This window comes from Marinomonas pollencensis (genome assembly GCF_003387375.1).
Taxonomy (GTDB): Bacteria; Pseudomonadota; Gammaproteobacteria; order Pseudomonadales; family Marinomonadaceae; genus Marinomonas; species Marinomonas pollencensis.
In genome coordinates this window covers 170,178-186,133 of sequence record NZ_QUNG01000003.1, presented here as the reverse complement: position 1 = coordinate 186,133, position 15,956 = coordinate 170,178, and the positions used below count along the sequence as shown (strand labels likewise).

General features: G+C 45.9%; 12 protein-coding genes. 5 read left to right on the top strand and 7 right to left on the bottom strand.

Annotated elements, in window-relative coordinates:
* Window positions 1-58: 58 nt before the first annotated feature.
* Window positions 59-2,350: an ATP-binding protein gene (locus DFP81_RS05975; protein ID WP_245959094.1), complete on the top strand. Its 2,292-nt coding sequence runs from the start codon at window positions 59-61 to the stop codon at window positions 2,348-2,350.
* On the top strand, window positions 2,347-3,708 hold the full coding sequence (locus DFP81_RS05970) for a sigma-54-dependent transcriptional regulator (protein WP_115896853.1): 1,362 nt from the start codon (window positions 2,347-2,349) through the stop codon (window positions 3,706-3,708). The genes DFP81_RS05975 and DFP81_RS05970 overlap by 4 nt, the downstream gene beginning before the upstream one ends.
* Window positions 3,709-3,798: 90 nt before the next feature.
* Here DFP81_RS05970 and DFP81_RS05965 read toward each other — a convergent pair whose 3' ends face one another.
* The 3 genes from DFP81_RS05965 to ggt form a co-directional block, all read right to left on the bottom strand.
* Window positions 3,799-5,022, bottom strand: coding sequence for an MFS transporter (locus DFP81_RS05965; protein WP_115896852.1), 1,224 nt, complete (start codon window positions 5,020-5,022; stop codon window positions 3,799-3,801).
* 532 nt (window positions 5,023-5,554) lie between these two features.
* A complete protein-coding gene (gene folE2 / locus DFP81_RS05960; protein ID WP_115896851.1) occupies window positions 5,555-6,469 on the bottom strand; it encodes a GTP cyclohydrolase FolE2 in 915 nt (304 codons plus the stop codon).
* Between the two features lie 398 nt (window positions 6,470-6,867).
* Window positions 6,868-8,628, bottom strand: a complete 1,761-nt coding sequence (gene ggt / locus DFP81_RS05955; RefSeq protein WP_115896850.1) for a gamma-glutamyltransferase — start codon at window positions 8,626-8,628, stop codon at window positions 6,868-6,870.
* Between the two features lie 250 nt (window positions 8,629-8,878).
* Between ggt and hmuQ the strand changes: the two genes are divergently transcribed.
* Entirely contained in the window at window positions 8,879-9,181 is a 303-nt protein-coding gene (hmuQ, locus tag DFP81_RS05950) for a heme-degrading protein HmuQ (protein WP_115896849.1), read from the top strand.
* Between the two features lie 19 nt (window positions 9,182-9,200).
* Here hmuQ and DFP81_RS05945 read toward each other — a convergent pair whose 3' ends face one another.
* The 4 genes from DFP81_RS05945 to DFP81_RS05930 are packed head-to-tail and all read right to left on the bottom strand — an operon-like array spanning window position 9,201 to window position 13,085.
* Window positions 9,201-10,028 carry an ABC transporter ATP-binding protein gene (locus DFP81_RS05945; protein WP_115897015.1) on the bottom strand — a complete coding sequence of 276 codons (828 nt, stop codon included), beginning with the start codon at window positions 10,026-10,028 and terminating at the stop codon, window positions 9,201-9,203.
* Window positions 10,029-10,042: 14 nt separating this feature from the next.
* Window positions 10,043-11,122, bottom strand: coding sequence for a FecCD family ABC transporter permease (locus tag DFP81_RS05940; RefSeq protein WP_115896848.1), 1,080 nt, complete (start codon window positions 11,120-11,122; stop codon window positions 10,043-10,045).
* On the bottom strand, window positions 11,119-12,138 hold the full coding sequence (locus DFP81_RS05935) for a FecCD family ABC transporter permease (RefSeq protein WP_115896847.1): 1,020 nt from the start codon (window positions 12,136-12,138) through the stop codon (window positions 11,119-11,121). The genes DFP81_RS05940 and DFP81_RS05935 overlap by 4 nt, the downstream gene beginning before the upstream one ends.
* Window positions 12,135-13,085: an ABC transporter substrate-binding protein gene (locus DFP81_RS05930; protein WP_220342836.1), complete on the bottom strand. Its 951-nt coding sequence runs from the start codon at window positions 13,083-13,085 to the stop codon at window positions 12,135-12,137. Before DFP81_RS05930 ends, DFP81_RS05935 begins: the two co-directional genes overlap by 4 nt.
* A gap of 365 nt (window positions 13,086-13,450) precedes the next feature.
* Here DFP81_RS05930 and DFP81_RS05925 point away from each other — a divergent pair, with 365 nt between their 5' ends.
* Both DFP81_RS05925 and DFP81_RS05920 read left to right on the top strand, forming a co-directional pair.
* Window positions 13,451-14,245, top strand: coding sequence for an NAD-dependent epimerase/dehydratase family protein (locus DFP81_RS05925; RefSeq protein ID WP_115896846.1), 795 nt, complete (start codon window positions 13,451-13,453; stop codon window positions 14,243-14,245).
* A 24-nt stretch (window positions 14,246-14,269) separates the two neighbouring features.
* Window positions 14,270-15,865: an aldehyde dehydrogenase (NADP(+)) gene (locus DFP81_RS05920; protein ID WP_115896845.1), complete on the top strand. Its 1,596-nt coding sequence runs from the start codon at window positions 14,270-14,272 to the stop codon at window positions 15,863-15,865.
* Window positions 15,866-15,956 lie beyond the last annotated feature (91 nt).

Below are 15,956 nucleotides of genomic sequence, written 5' to 3'. Positions count from 1 at the left end.
GATTGCAATTTAAATAAAGTAAATAAAATCAAGCTATTAACCATTTTTAGGTGCTATTTTGGACAAAAAAACAACAATGACATTGCCTTTGGTTTTGAGCGCTATCCGTAAGAGATTGATCTTCTCGTGTTTTTTTATATTTATTCTGGCTCTACTTGCGGTTTGGAAAGGCGGTGATGGGCTTCGAAATCAGCAAATAATAAATTTGCATAATGATATGCAAGAACAGCTAGACCAGTTAGCCAAAGTACTTGAAGGTGCGATTGTAAAATATCAAAACATGCCGACTCTATTGGCGACCAACGATAGGGTAAAAAAAGCATTGCGCGATGGTAGTGTTGCCGACATTCGTCAATTAGATCGCGAACTGGAGCAGATTAATCGTATTACAGAAGCCTCAGACAGCTACATTATTAATACCGATGGCTTAACGATAGCAGCTTCAAACTATCGTAAAGACACCAGTTTTGTCGGTAATAACTTTGCTTTTCGACCTTACTTTAAAGATGCAATGCAAGGCAAAGCAGGGCGCTATTATGCGCTGGGTACTATGTCCAATCGACGCGGATATTACTTTTCTTACCCGGTTTACGACGACGGCCAAATTATTGGTGTCGCTGTGGTAAAAGTCGATTTAACACAATTTGAAAAGCGCTTTAATAATCAGAATTACGAATTTTTACTGATTGACCCGGATGGCATAGTTTTTAGTAGCTCCCGACAAGACTGGTTATACCGCTTGTTAGGTGAGCTCTCTCATCAAGAGTTACAGCGCATTGCGGATAGCCGCCGCTATAAAGATAAAAACATTTCAAAGCTTGCGATTGTTTATAGTAAACAGCTCGATGAAAGATCTCATGTTGTTGATATATTAGAAGAAATAACTGGCTTTGATGGGCAGGAATCGTTACACCGCCATTCCTACCTGCAAATGACTCGACCTATTCAATTACTGAATTTTCAAGTGTCTATTTTGGCGCCATTAACCACCATCAATGAGGAAATTGCTTTATGGAGAGCGATTTTTGCGGGTGGAGTCACGATCACCGCGTTGCTTTTAGGCTTGGCTATGCTACGGCGTCGTATGTTACGGGAGCGCTCAGATGCCAATGAGATGGTACGACATAATCAAGCTTATATTCGAGAAGTCATCCAAAATACCCAAGCAGGCTTAGTAACACTGGATGCGGCACATCGAATCGAATCTTTTAACCCTGCTATTGAACATCTTATGGGGCAGCCCTTGTCACCGCTGGTAGGAGAGCCGTTAAGCACGCTTTTTCAGCCCCTTAGTAAGCAGGGCGAACAGCTTAACAGTAGCCAAGATATTGCCTTGCGAACCGATGCGTTGGGGGTAAAGGTGATCACCATGGAAGGTTCGCTGTGTTATTCACAGCATCATCCTATTCCAGTGGAAATGACGTTGTGTGAAATGCAATTACCGAACCGCCGTAGTTATTTGGTCACGTTTCACGACATGACAGAGCGTAAGCGCTATGAACAAGAAATAACGCATGCTCGTAATGCTTTGGAAGAGCGAGTCCGAGAGAGGACATTTGAACTTGAAAACACCAATGCACTTTTGCGTCAAGAAATCGAAGAGCATAAGGGGACTCAGCTGGAGTTGATACAAACAGCGAAACTCGCGGTCTTGGGGCAGCTAAGCGCTGGCCTTAATCATGAGCTAAATCAGCCTCTTACTGCTATTCGAGCGTTTGCTGATAATGGCTTGAAATTCTTAAACAGAAACAATCAAGAGCAAGCCTATGCGAACCTCCAGCATATTAGTCAGTTGGGGCAGCATATGGGAGATATCATAGCTAGGTTTAAAGTATTTGCCCGTAAAGGCGATATTCAGCCGGCGCCAATTGTCGTTTCAACGGCAATTAAAGGTGCGTTACGGATTATGGCTGCGCGTTATAAAGAAGCTGACATAACGCTTGAGTTAGATGAGCATGATGGCGAGCTTATCGTGACGGGAGATATGGTTTTTCTAGAACAAGTCTTGGTTAACCTATTAGCCAATGCCGCGGATGCGATTAGTGAAAAAGCCAGACCGTTGAAGCGAGTCGCTATTCGCCAAACTGCGGATCAGCATTGGGTGTCTATATGTGTTCGAGACTCTGGTGATGGTCTCAGTGAAGACGCCATTGCACATCTGTTTGAACCTTTCTTCACGTCAAAATCTTCTGGTGTAGGGCTAGGCTTAGGACTGTCTATTAGTCAGCGTATTGTCGAGGCTATGGGCGGCAGTATCCAAGCTCATAATCAAGCCGCGGGAGGCGCAGAGTTTTGTGTTACGCTACCGCGTTATCAAGCATTTTTGAATCGTGAAGGAGAGGGGGAATGACAGACAGCAATCAAATCATTCTGATTGATGATGAGCACGCGGTACGCATGGCAATTTCACAAACATTGCAATTAGAAGATTTTGCTGTATTGGAATATGAAAGTGCGCAAGGGGTAATAGATCGACTATCGATTGATTGGCCTGGCGTTATTATTAGCGACATTAATTTGCCAGGGAAAAGCGGCTTAGAGCTGTTTGAAGAGGTGAAAAAAATTGACGCTGAAATTCCTTATATTTTGATCACAGGTCATGGCGATATCAGCATGGCGGTGAATGCGATTCGAGATGGCGCTTATGACTTTATTGCGAAACCATTCTCAAATGAAGATTTTATCGAAGTGGTGCGTCGCGCCAGTGAGAAACGAAAATTAACCCTAGAAAACCGAAATTTACGCCTGGAACTTGCGGCACAAAATGCCCCAGGCCCTCGTATTATAGGTAATACCCCTAGCATTCATCGGTTGCGACAAGCCTTGTTGCATGTGGCGGATACTGGCGCGGATATCTTAGTACAAGGAGAAACCGGGACCGGTAAAGAGCTCGTCGCACGTTTTATTCATGAACATAGCTCACGACGCAGTCATTCGTTTGTCGCGATTAACTGTGGTGCTGTGCCGGACTCGATTATGGAGTCAGAGTTGTTTGGCCATGAAAAAGGGGCGTTTACTGATGCAAAAAATCAGCGTATCGGAAAGCTCGAGCATGCGAATGGCGGAACCCTGTTTCTAGACGAAATCGAAAGCATGCCGATGAGCATGCAAATTCGCTTATTACGGGTATTAGAAGAGAGGCGTTTGGAACGTCTGGGCTCCAATACAAGTATTGATCTAGACCTACGTATTTTAGCCGCAACAAAAGTGGATCTGAAGCAATTGAGCGACAGCGGTACTTTTCGGCAAGATTTATATTATCGGCTGAATGTGGTGCGCATTGATATTCCACCATTGCGCGAGCGCAGTGACGATATTCCCCTGTTGTGGCAGCATTTTTGTTTGGTTGCTACGGCACAGTATAAGCGAGAATCTGAGCCATTATCGGCGGCTCGTATGCACAGTTTATTGAGTTATGAATGGCCTGGTAATGTGCGTGAATTACGTAATTTGGCCGAGCGTTATGTGTTAATGGGAGAAGCTGGCTCCTTTGAGTTTGATGATATTATTGTTGGCAACACCAACAACCCTGGAGTGATGACGCTTCCTGAGCAAATGGAGCGTTTTGAAAAAATATTATTAGAACAGGAATTATTGCGTCAAAAAGGTTCCATAAAAGGCACTATGGACGCGTTGGGATTACCGCGAAAGACACTCTACGACAAGATGCGTAAGTACGAGCTAGATAAAGAAATTTATAAGCTTTAGGGGATTCTCCCACAGGGTGCAATGAGCGCACCTCATTGGTATTTGTCTGGTAAGTCAGTACCAAGGAGGTGCTTAAGTGGTTCACTGTCCCTAGGACGCGGTAGCGTTAGGCGCTGGAACTCGGGCAATTTGGCTTCTCAAATAAGTCGCAATGGCGATAGCAATACAAAGCAATGAAACCACCAAAGTCACTAATCCTTGCCAACCAAAATGGGTATACACATAGCCATTAGAGTAACCAATAATAGACCCGCCTAGATAATAGAAGAACAAATAAAGTGAGGTTGCTTGGCCACGGTTTTTATCGGCGTATTTATTCACCCAGCGTAATGAAATTGAGTGACAGCCAAAGAAGCAGCCAGTAAAAATAACAACGCCGACCAGAACCATAGGCAAATAGTGAGTCAATGATAGCGTCATTCCCAATGCCATTAATAGAAATAACCCGGTTAATACCTTAGTGCCACCGAATTTATTTGCTAAGCGACCAGATTGTGGTGCGGTAATAACACTAAGGGCGAAGCAAATTGAAATTAAACCCGCGTGCGCATGGGATAAGTTATATGGATCGTGGGAAACATAAAAGGTTAAGTAATTATATAAAGAGGTAAAAGAACCAAAAATAATAAAACCAATAATATACACAGGGGTGATCATTTTATTTTTAAAATGCCCGCTAATACCATTGATCATAGTGGTTAGCTTTAATTTCGCTGTTGGTTTGAAGTTTTTTGATTCTGGTAATATAACTAAAACAAGAAAGGAGATAAAAAGCAGCAGAGCGGAGAAACCATAAAAAATATTAGTCAGTTTAGTATGGGCAATCATTTGACTGGCAAATACGCGCCCGAACATTCCCCCCATAGAATTACCAAAAACAAAATACCCAGTGACAATACTCGCCACGGCTGGCGCAACCTCTTCACTTATGTAAGCGGTGGCGGCAGAGGCAATACCACTGAGGGTTAGCCCAAGCAGCCCCATCATTGCGACTAATATCTCCCATGAGCTGGCTGTGGAGCACAAACAAGTGATCACAGCACCGGAAAATAAAGCGGTCACGATGAGTTTTTTTCGACCAAAACGATCGGATAAACTGCCGGTGAATAATAATCCAATAGCCAGCATGGCGGTCTCAACTGAAAGAATAATACTTACATTGTCGATTGGTACGTGGTACTGCTTAGCAAGAGCAGGCAGTAAGGGTTGAATAAAGAATAAAGAGGCTAACTCTGATAATCCAGCTAAAGCCAGCGCAATAGTAATGGTAATATATGATTTATAATGTACTTTTTCTTTTAATTTTGTGGACATCTTTTTAACTGCCTTATATATCAAGGTTCTGTGTTGTTGTATATTTTTAATATCTCTTTGTTTTTATCGCTGTTATTTTAAATGACGGATTATAGATGTATGGCAAAGAGAAACAGAAAGTAGGGCTTTCCTTTAAAAGAATGAAATAAAATAAGCCACTTATAGAGTGGCTAAAAAGTAGTCTGAATGGTTTTCATCAACCTCTTGTCTAAAGGCAGTTAAGCCATGTCGACGCGAGTGAAGAGGGCGAACAGAGGCATAATATCCTTGTACAGTTATTACGGATAAGAGTCCTACACCTTGTGTTATTAGCGGGGGTAAGGACAAAGGTGTGAGGTTGAAAACGTGAACACAGCCTTATTTGATGGGCGATGTCCTACGCTACCTGTCTCATCTTCTTTAGGCTTGTTTGCCGGCGGATACAATCGCACACTCATGATTGTTGCATCAAATGCAAAAAAAGCGGTTAGTTGATAAGGTTAACGAATTAATGCAAAGAGGTTACCCCCTTTGTATTAATCGGTCTTAAGCTCTAACTAACAGAGATGGAAGACGGGTTAGACCAAGCAACAGCGTCGTGAGGGTGTAAGCTTTCTAAGTGACGTACATGAGCTTTAGGCTTAATAAATACCTCTTGGAGCTGAGCTTGAATACGGCGTACTGCGTCTTCTACAAACATTAAATTTTGCCCGTTTAGAGAGGCAAAGGCTTGTTCATCTGCTCTTTTAACTGCGGTTTGTAATGGGGTTTGTAGGGCTTTTTCTATCTGGTTAATCAACTCCAGTAATCCAAAATCCGCACTATGATTGACAAGGTCAACACGCACCTCAGCCTCACTACGCTGGCTATGAGGTGTGGCTAGGGTTGCATTCTTGGTAAGCCATTGAGCGATCTCTTCTCTTGATAGCGGGGCGTCTTCTGGGAAGTCTGCTAAGAATCCTTGTTCGACCAATTGTCGAGATAGTGCCGCAGAGCAAGGACAAGTTGAAGAGTACTCAACACCCACAGAGGCTTGGATTAGACAATTGCCATTGATTAGCTTGGCGTCAATGTGCACTGGGTATGATTTCCATCCGGCGATACTTTCTGTGATGAGAGCTGGGCGCTTAACAAGTAAATCAAAAGTAAGGCGTAATCGAGCACTGTCTGTCTGGCAGTCTTGGTGGGTTTCGATCATGTCTTTTAACAATGCTTCAATACGAGCTGGGCTAAGAGACTCGCCTTCTGTTAAATCTCCTAGTAGCCGATAGAGACGCGACATATGAATGCCTTTTATGTGTGCTGCTGGTAAGTTAACTTGCACATCAGCTTTAGCATGAAGTTGTCTTTCATAATGCGCTTCAGTGATGGTGACCGGGAGGTCTATTTCTTGCATTCCAACCCATTCTAAAGGGCGTTCATTTGCTGAGAAGTCACTGATAGAGACATCTGGTAATACAGTGTTCATTAAATCTATTCCTTGTTTGCTGTGTCGTAAATGGATGTGTTACTGCCATTTAGGAAAAGGCTTACTGACATTTTGACGAGTGGTTTTTGAGTGAAATAATGGGGTTTCTAAGTGGTTTAAACACAACTTATAATAAATATGTTATAACATATCATTCGGAGTCGAGAATATGAAATTATAATCAATATTGATAAGAAATTTATCGGTGAAAAATGACTGCTAATAGGGCTAATCAGAGTAGCGATGGCAAGCACAGCTTAACCTGTGTTGACCTTGCTGATTTAAATACACGATGAGCCGTGAAAAACGCCCTTACTAGGTGACTAGTAAAGGCGTATACAAAGGTGATTCTTTTCTCGTGCTGTTAACAATCGCTATCAAACTGGCTGTAGTAGGGGTTAATCTCCTAAAACCAAACCTTCACGTCTAGGATCGGCCCCACCAGTGAGCTGACCGTTACGAATTTCGATGCCTTGAATACCTGAGTTCAGGTCTTTCACTGTGGTTTTATAGCCCATGGTTTCGAGAGGCTTGGCAAGATCCTCTGCCGCAGTGCCTTTTTCCAGTTCAAAGGTGCCAAAGCGGTTGAGGCTGTTGGGCAAAGAAATCGCTTGTTGAATGTTCATTCCCCATTGCAGATTGGCGATTAAGGTTTTCGCCACATAGCCAATAATTTGCGACCCGCCAGGAGAGCCAACCACCAAATACGGTTTGTCGTTTTTCATCACAATAGTGGGTGACATAGAAGAGCGCGGGCGTTTGCCTGGCTCTACACGGTTAGCGATAGGGCGTCCGTCTTGGTAGGACTTAAACGAAAAATCGGTCAGTTCATTGTTTAATAAGAAGCCATGACTCATTAGAGTCGAACCAAAGCCATGTTCAATGGTAGTCGTCACAGAAATGGCATTGCCGTCTTTATCGACGATAGAAATATGGCTGGTATTGGGAAACTCAATAGCCTGATCATCGGCAAGGGCAATTGGGTGGCGCCATGCGGGTTTACCTGGTGCGACATCTGGTAGGGCTTTGCCAGGTGTGATGAGTTTTGCGCGGGCTTGTAAATAGCTTGCATCTAGCAACCCTTGAGGCATTGGAATAAAGTCCGTATCTGCTATATAGCGACCACGATCAGCAAAGGCAAGGCGTGATGCATCACCGATAATTTGCCATGCTTTCGCAGATTTTGGTCCCATCTTAGCCAGATCGAAATGACTGGTTATGCCTAATATTTGTCCTACAGTAAGTGCTCCAGAGCTTGGTGGACCCATGCCGCAGATGTCATAGTTTTGGTAAGGTAAGCACACTGGGATGCGTTCTTTTACTTTGTAGCTGGTAATGTCTTGTTCGGACAAGACACCTGGGTTATCAGGCACGTTGCGTACAGTAGAAACAATATCTTTGCCTATTTGACCTGTGTAAAAGGAGTCGGCGCCGTAGGTGGCAAGCATCAGTAGGGTTTCAGAATAGGGCGTATTTTTGAGTCGTTGCCCCGCTTGTTTTGTGCTGCCGTCAGGGTTAAAAAAGTAGGCTTTTGTTTGTGGATAACGAGCCAGACTTTGCTTGCTGTCCGCCAATGCCCCGGCTAATCGTGGAGACACAATAAAACCTTCTTGTGCCAAGGTTGCCGCGGGCTCTAATAATGCTTTCCATGGTGTTTTGCCATAACGCTCGTGGAGCTCTCCCAATAATTTTACTGTGCCTGGTGTCCCCACAGAGCGACCACCGACAACCGCATCATAAAATTTTAGGGGCTGTCCTTTGCTGTCTTGAAACAATTCTGGGGTAGCTTCCAATGGGGCTGTTTCGCGGGCGTCAAAGGTGGTGAGCTGTTTCTTTTGAGCATCGTAATAGACGGCAAAAGCACCACCCCCTAAGCCTGAAGATTGCGGTTCCACAAGGCCTAATGCCATTTGTGCGGCAATGTAGGCATCGGCGGCAGAGCCTCCAGCTTTCAACACTTCATAACCAATTTTGGTCGCGACTGGGTTCGCAGTCGCAATCATAAAATGCTTAGCATGGGCGAGTTTTTGATCTTGTAGTGCAATCGTGGCTTCTGGGGCCACCGTATCTGCTGCTTGTCCTGCGGCGATACTAAGGCTGCTTGCTATGCAAAGAGGAGTGAAAGCCAGTAGCGGACGCCAATGTGAAAGTTTGCTCATTTGCTGAAATCCTTTTGCGGTTTGGTTCTCATCATAGAAACAAAAATAGCAGCCTTAAGGAAGTGAAAAGCGGACATTTACACATTCTAAAAGCCCTTTCAAAACGCTCTGGAAGACAGAGGAATTTGCCTGTCAGTAAAGGGTAAAATATTGTCATATGAGACTCGCTGAGCGTGAATCCGTTTTACTCTTGTTGAAGAAATTGCTATCTATAAAAGCCAGATGACCACCAACCTTCTTAGGAGATAGCATGTACATTGCGATGAATCGATTTCGTATCGCGCTTGGGCGTGAGGAAGAATTTACCAATATTTGGCGTAACCGCGATACTCACCTAAAAGAGGTCCCAGGCTTTCAGTCATTTCATTTGCTGCAAGGGGAGACTGATGAAGAGTGTACTCTGTTTGCTTCTCACACTGTTTGGGAAAGTGAGCAAGCGTTTCGGGATTGGGTTCAATCCGAGGCATTTAAAAAGGCCCACGCGAATGCATCTTCTGCAAAAGGCGTGTATCTAGGTCCGCCTAAGTTCGAAGGTTTTAGCAGTGTTATTTAAGTCAATAACGAGTGAAAGCTTAGGCCTTCACTCGCTTAATATTGATTAGAATAGGGCTGCCAGTCATTGGGTCTTCAATGAGGTCACACTCAATACCATAGAGTTCACGTACTAAGGCTTTCGTCATGACGTCTTTAGGTGGCCCTTGGGTGATGATCTTGCCGCCTTTCATAGCAATAATATGGTCTGCATAACGACATGCGCTGGGCAGATCATGCACCACCATAGCAATGGTTTTGCCTTCCTGGGACAAGTGTCTGATCAGCTCAAATACTTCAATCTGATGACCTAGATCGAGTGCAGAAGTGGGCTCATCCAGCAGCAGTAAAGGAGTTTCTTGGGCGATTGACATGGCAATCCAAGCCCGTTGTCGCTGACCGCCCGATAAGGTATCTAATTGACGATCTTTTAATTCATTAAGATCAGCCGCCGCCAATGCATAGGCAATGGCTTGTTGGTCATCCATCGCCCATTGCTGCATCAAGCTTTGGTGTGGATGGCGACCAAAGCGAATCAATTCAGCAACGCTAATACCATCTGGAGCAGACGTGTCTTGGGGTAACAAAGCAAGGTATCGAGCGACTTCTTTAGAGGGAACTCGATGGATGTTGTTACCATTGAGCAAAACTTCACCGCCGCTAGGCATATGTACCCGTGAAAGTCCGTTGAGAAGAGTGGATTTCCCACAGCCATTGGGGCCGACGATCGCGGTCACCTTACCGGCTGGTAACGCGACATCTAGGTTATCAATAATGTGAGCTTTACCATGCTTAAGGGAAAGGTTATTGGCGCTTAAGCTGGTATCTAAAGGGTCCGTCTGCAATAGTGTTTGTTTGTTTTTTTGCATGATAGAAGCCATGGTTAATTCCTTGGAGAGCGGCGTACAAGTATCCAAATTAAATAGGGTGCTCCGACGATAGAGGTCACGATCCCGACGGGAAGCTCGATAGGGGATAACAAAGTACGGCCTACTAAATCGGCGACGACCATGATAAAGGCGCCTGCAATAGCAGAGCCAATTAACGGAATGCCGCGGTAGCCTGACATGGCGCGAGCGAGTTCTGGCCCAACGAGGGCAACCAGACCGACTGGCCCCGCCACCGCTACGGCTAAGCCTGTTAGTAAAACGGATAAGCTGAGGGCCGCCACACGAATTTTTTTAATTTGTTCACCCAGCCCAGTAATGACCTGATCTGAAAAAGGCAATAAGGCAAATCGTCGAGCCCATATCAGGCAGGCGATAAGGCTGATTAGCAAACCGATGCCCAATGCATAAACCATGCTACTAGAGCGCGCACTTAAGCTCCCCACCGTCCAAGGATAAGCGGCGTTGGCCGTATCGATATCCACCTGGCTTAACATGAGCTGTGTCAGTGCACCGGCGATGGCGCCAATACCAATACCTGCCACAATAAAGCGATAACCTCTTGTGCCACTGCTGCCAGCTAAACCAAATGCCAGTGCGGTTGCGGTGGCAGCCCCTGCTAATGCCATAGCGGAAGGCGCTAAAGAAATACCCGTGCTGACGATGGAGGAGACGGCAAATGCCATGGCGGCATTATCAATGCCAATAATCCCTGGGGTAGCCAGCCGGTTACGGGCCAGTGTCTGCATTAAACAACCGGCTAAGCTAAATGCTGCACCAGTGAAAATAGCGGCTAACAAGCGTTCTAGGCGTAGATGCTGAATGATAAATTGGTTCAGCTCAGAGCCCTGACCCAGTAACGCCTGAATCACTTGTAAAGGTGACAGCACCATGCTCCCCATGCCAAGAAAGGCGATGCTAGAGAGCGCCAGCATTGCCAATAAAATGGCGTTACGACGCAATGCCCTGTGCTCTAATAAGAGTTGTGATTCGCCTCCCAATGGCAATGTGGTGTGGCCTTCTAATTGAGGCTGAGGTGGCATGTTTTCAAGTGAATGTGTTTTTGTATTCATCATAAAGTAGGGAGGCGTCGAGCCCTGACAATGGCTAAAAGAACGGGCGCACCGACAATAGCGGTTAATACGCCAAGGGGCATCTCAGCAGGCTGTGCCACAAGGCGAGACAAGGTATCTGCATTAATTACCACAATCGGGCCAATGGGCAGGCAAAGCCATAAGGTACGGCGAATGTCTGGTCCAACAAGTGCTCGTGCGGCAAAAGGAACCACCAAGCCGATAAAGGCAACAGGCCCAGCAACGGCCACTGCAGCACCAACTAATAGTGCAACACAGACAATCACAATTAAGCGAATACGACCTGGGTTATGACCAAGGCCAATGGCAACTTTCTCACCTAATGCTAAAGACGCAAGTGGACGAGATACATAAAGCGTTGCTAGCGCCGCAATAATCATAGAGGGGATGACGGCGTAGAGTTGTTCTAAGCCTCGGCCTGCCACACTACCTGTCACCCAGAAACGAATTTCATCAGCGGCTCTTTCATCATACAGCAAGAGTAATGAGGTCAATGCGACTAACAAACTAGAGAGGGCGGCACCGGCTAATACAAGGCGAATTGGGTCGCGATTCTGGCCTTGCATACGCGCGGCAGTAATGACGCAAAAACAGCCTACGAGAGCGCCAATTTGAGCAACGCTGACCGTCAAGGTGGCAGCGCTGGCTCCTAGCACTAGGGCCAGAGCAACTGCGAAAGTACTACCAGCACTAACCCCTAGCAGACCCGGCTCGGCGAGAGGGTTACGTGCGACTGCTTGCATTAGTGCGCCAGCAACACCAAGGGAAATACCGACAAAGAGCCCAACGAGGGTCCGCGGTAAACGTAATTCACTGACAACGAAATAAGCGTCTGCACTGCCTTGATTAAATAAGGCCTTAAATGCTTCAAGAGGGCCAACCGCCCCAGCACCATATAGCAAGCTTAAGAAACACGAAAGTGCCAGCAGTAAAACGGCTGGCACTAATGCGCTTAACAATGATCGTTGAGCAGGTATTCGATTAAACCAAGGGATCATTCAGGGTACGAAACCTTAGTATCAAGTGTTTTTTGGATGTTGTCTAAAATAACCATCGCCGCAAGTGGGCCTGAGCCACTGGTCCAAACTTGACCATCAACAGGGATAACGTGGTCTTTTTTAACAACACTTAAACGCTCAAAGGCAGGGGATTTTTTCGCTGCATCTAACGACTTTTGACCTTCTAGGTTCATGGTCGCTAAGAATACCCATTCGCTGTCAATGCTGGATAGGTTTTCTAGGCTTAATGCGCTGCTATGAGGGCTGCCTTTTTTTACAACGCCGCCGTCATTTACTTTAAAACCGGTATTGGCTAATACTTCGGTTGAGAAGATTTTAGTCGACATCACCATGGCGCCTTGTGGCATCCAGCGAATTAGCGATACGTTGCGCTTATCTTGAGGGATTTTTGCCTCAACGACTTTTTTGATATCGGCTTCACGGTCATGAATCTTGGCAATAATCGCTTCGGCTTCTTGTGACTTGTTCAGAGCTTTACCAAATAAACGTGTGTCGTCTGTCCAAGAAGGGAACTGATGTGGTTTGGATTTTGGCACGATAGTTGGTGCGATTTTTGACAAAATCTTATATTGCTCAGGGTTCAAGCGAGGAGAAGCAAGGATCAAGTCAGGACGTTGTGCAGCCACTGCTTCTAGGTTGATTTCGCGAGTAGTGCCAACGATTTTGATGCCTTTAGCGCGATCGCCTAGATAATTAGAAACGCCATCGCTGCCGCGAGTTGTAATAGCACCAATAGGCTTAACATCTAGAGCATAACTGATGTCCAATGCCCCTTCGTATAGAGTGACTACACGTTTTGCATCGCTATTTACGGTTACATCGCCATATTGGGTACTGACAACTTTGCCGGCTGCAAATGCACCCATAGCGGCAGTTAAACCGGCAGCGAGTAGCGCAGCGTGGCGAAATGATCGAGCTGTAAACATCAAAGACTCCTTTTGGGATGTAAGTAAATAAAGTGTACTCTTTCGTCATGGGCTTTTATCAATATCATTAAGGAAATGATATGGACAAAGCGTCTCTTTACAAAACTGGTTGCGAATGTTAACGCTTCTCATTTGTTTTTTAAACAAAGAGTTTGTCTATTTTTGATCCCAAACGTGCAACGTAGCGTTTTACAATAAGAGATGGAGTGTGAAAGTATGTGCAGTAACTGCACGTTTTACTGCCTTGGAGACTCTGTTTACGAGAAATGGTTAACCGCGGCAGGAGCTGCTTGCTAAGCTAGCGAAACCTATAACAATGATAAAAAGAAGCGACTGTTATTTTGGTGCTCACATAAGGGGGAAAGATGAAGCGTGTACTATTGACTGGAGCCGCGGGAAATCTAGGCAAAATGATGCGGACATCCTTAGCTGATTGGGCGAGTGAATTGCGCCTTTCTGACATTGAAACGGTCGACGACTTGTTGCCGAATGAAGAGTTTGTCCGTTGCGACTTAGCGGATGCTGACGCGGTAATGGCATTGGTCGAAGGATGCGATGCCATCGTGCATTTTGGTGGCATATCAACCGAAAATAGCTTCGAAAACATCCTCAGTGGCAATATTAAAGGGGCTTATCATATTTATGAAGCAGCGCGTCAACAGGGAGTAAAACGGCTCTTTTTCGCCAGTTCAAATCATGTGGTAGGTTTCCATCATAGGGAAACCTTGTTGGATGCAAATAGCCCAATGAGACCAGACAGTCTGTACGGTGTTTCGAAAGGCTTCGGCGAACTTTTGGCTCAATATTATTATGATAAATTTGGCATTGAATCTGCTTTAGTTCGGATCGGCTCCTGTTTTCCCAAACCCTTGAACCGACGTATGTTATCGACCTGGTTAAGTGAGGGGGATTTAACGGATTTAATTAAGAAAGTTTATGCTGTGGACCGTTTAGGCTGCACTATCATTTATGGGGTATCCAATAACCCGAGCACTTGGTGGGATAATCGCCACGCAAAATTTATCGGCTGGACAGCAAAAGACAGCTCTGAGGTCTTTGAGCATGAAGCTTATCTTGAGGAAGAAAGGCGAGACCCAAATGACCCTGAAGTGCGTTTTCAAGGGGGTGTTTTCGCCAGCGCAGGACATTTCGAAGACTAATTTTTTATCTATGAGGAAGGTTAGATGCAAGGTTTAGGCAGCGCACATTTATCAGGAAAAATGCTGATTGGGCAAACCTCAGTCACAGGGCAGGAAGAAGTCATACAAGCGATTAACCCAGCCACTAATGAAACCTTGGCGCCAGCTTATGCAGGTGCCAATCAGGAGCAAGTGGAGCAAGCGGTGACGCTTGCTTGGCAAGCCTTCGATGAATATCGCGCGTTGAGCAACACCACCAGAGGGGATTTTCTGGAAGCGATCGCAGAGCAAATACTGGCTCTGGGCGATGAGTTGATTGAACGCGCGATGGCAGAGAGCGGTTTACCACGAGCTCGCATTGCAGGTGAGCGTGGCCGGACAGTAGGGCAGTTGCGATTGTTTGCTCAAGTGATACGTGCTGGTGGCTGCTTCGATGCTCGTATTGATCCAGCAATGCCTGAGCGCTCTCCGTTACCAAGGTCTGACTTGCGTTTACAGAAAATTCCTTTAGGGCCTGTGGCCGTATTTGGGGCGAGTAATTTTCCATTGGCTTTTTCGGTCGCTGGAGGAGACACAGCATCAGCATTGGCGGCCGGTTGCCCTGTGGTCGTGAAAGCGCATCCTGCACACCCAGGTACCTCTGAATTAGTGGCTAGAGCGATTCAGACTGCGGTGAAAAAATGTCAATTGCCAGAAGGGGTATTTTCTCTTTTGTATGGTGCGGGTCACTTTATTGGAGGTGCCTTGGTATCACACCCATTGATCAAAGCGGTGGGCTTTACTGGCTCGCGGCAAGGCGGTTTGGCACTACTTAAGATCGCAACACAACGTCCTGAGCCGATTCCTGTGTATGCAGAAATGAGCAGTATTAATCCCGTGTTTGTTATGCCAAATAAATTGGCAGAAGACGCTTCTGCCGTCGCTTCTGGCTTTGTTTCCTCATTGGCGATGGGCGCGGGCCAGTTTTGTACCAACCCAGGATTAGTGTTGCTTTGCGGCACAGAGGGCGCCGCTGAATTTATTGCTCAGGCAAGTGCAGAGGTGCGCGCACTGGCGAGTCAAACGATGCTAACGCCAGATATTTGCGATGCTTATTATCAAGGGGTTAAGAGTTTGGCAGAAAACGCCAATATAAGTTTGCTCGCAACGGGCCAACAAAGCCCACAAGCCAATCAATGTCAGGCCCATTTGTTTGTTACTGATGCAGCGTCCTTTTTGGCAGACTCCAGTATGGAGCAAGAGGTTTTTGGTTCTTCATCATTAATCATACGTTGTGAAAATTTGGCGCACGCGAGGGCTGTCGCAGAAAAACTCGAAGGCCAATTAACCGCGACGCTGCAGATGCTTGATGCCGACATTGAGTCGGTAAGGCCCTTACTGCCTATTTTAGAGCGAAAAGTGGGGCGGATACTTTGTAATGGTTATCCAACGGGAGTAGAAGTGTGTCATGCCATGGTGCATGGCGGGCCTTTTCCTGCGACTTCGGACAGCCGGAGTACATCGGTAGGGAGTGCGGCAATTGATCGTTTCCTAAGGCCAGTCTGTTACCAAGACTTTCCTGCCAGCTTACTTCCAGAGGCGATTCAAGATACGAACCCATTGTCTATTCCGCGCATGATAGAAGGGGTGTTTGGTTCATAGCGTGGGTGTTTAGTGAGTTGCAAAAAGGAGCATCTAATATGCTCCTTTTTAGTTTAAAAAAAGCGCCCCGTAGGGCGCCCAAAATCAAATC

Excerpts from the sequence above, each read along its gene's own strand:
- folE2 (WP_115896851.1), bottom strand. The coding sequence starts at position 6,469 with ATGAACACTGTATTACCAGATGTCTCTATCAGTGACTTCTCAGCAAAT.
- DFP81_RS05940 (WP_115896848.1), bottom strand. The coding sequence starts at position 11,122 with ATGATGAATACAAAAACACATTCACTTGAAAACATGCCACCTCAGCCT.
- hmuQ (WP_115896849.1), top strand. The coding sequence starts at position 8,879 with ATGTACATTGCGATGAATCGATTTCGTATCGCGCTTGGGCGTGAGGAA.
- DFP81_RS05945 (WP_115897015.1), bottom strand. The coding sequence starts at position 10,028 with ATGCAAAAAAACAAACAAACACTATTGCAGACGGACCCTTTAGATACC.
- DFP81_RS05965 (WP_115896852.1), bottom strand. The coding sequence starts at position 5,022 with ATGTCCACAAAATTAAAAGAAAAAGTACATTATAAATCATATATTACC.
- ggt (WP_115896850.1), bottom strand. The coding sequence starts at position 8,628 with ATGAGCAAACTTTCACATTGGCGTCCGCTACTGGCTTTCACTCCTCTT.
- DFP81_RS05930 (WP_220342836.1), bottom strand. The coding sequence starts at position 13,085 with ATGTTTACAGCTCGATCATTTCGCCACGCTGCGCTACTCGCTGCCGGT.
- DFP81_RS05970 (WP_115896853.1), top strand. The coding sequence starts at position 2,347 with ATGACAGACAGCAATCAAATCATTCTGATTGATGATGAGCACGCGGTA.
- DFP81_RS05920 (WP_115896845.1), top strand. The coding sequence starts at position 14,270 with ATGCAAGGTTTAGGCAGCGCACATTTATCAGGAAAAATGCTGATTGGG.
- DFP81_RS05925 (WP_115896846.1), top strand. The coding sequence starts at position 13,451 with ATGAAGCGTGTACTATTGACTGGAGCCGCGGGAAATCTAGGCAAAATG.
- DFP81_RS05935 (WP_115896847.1), bottom strand. The coding sequence starts at position 12,138 with ATGATCCCTTGGTTTAATCGAATACCTGCTCAACGATCATTGTTAAGC.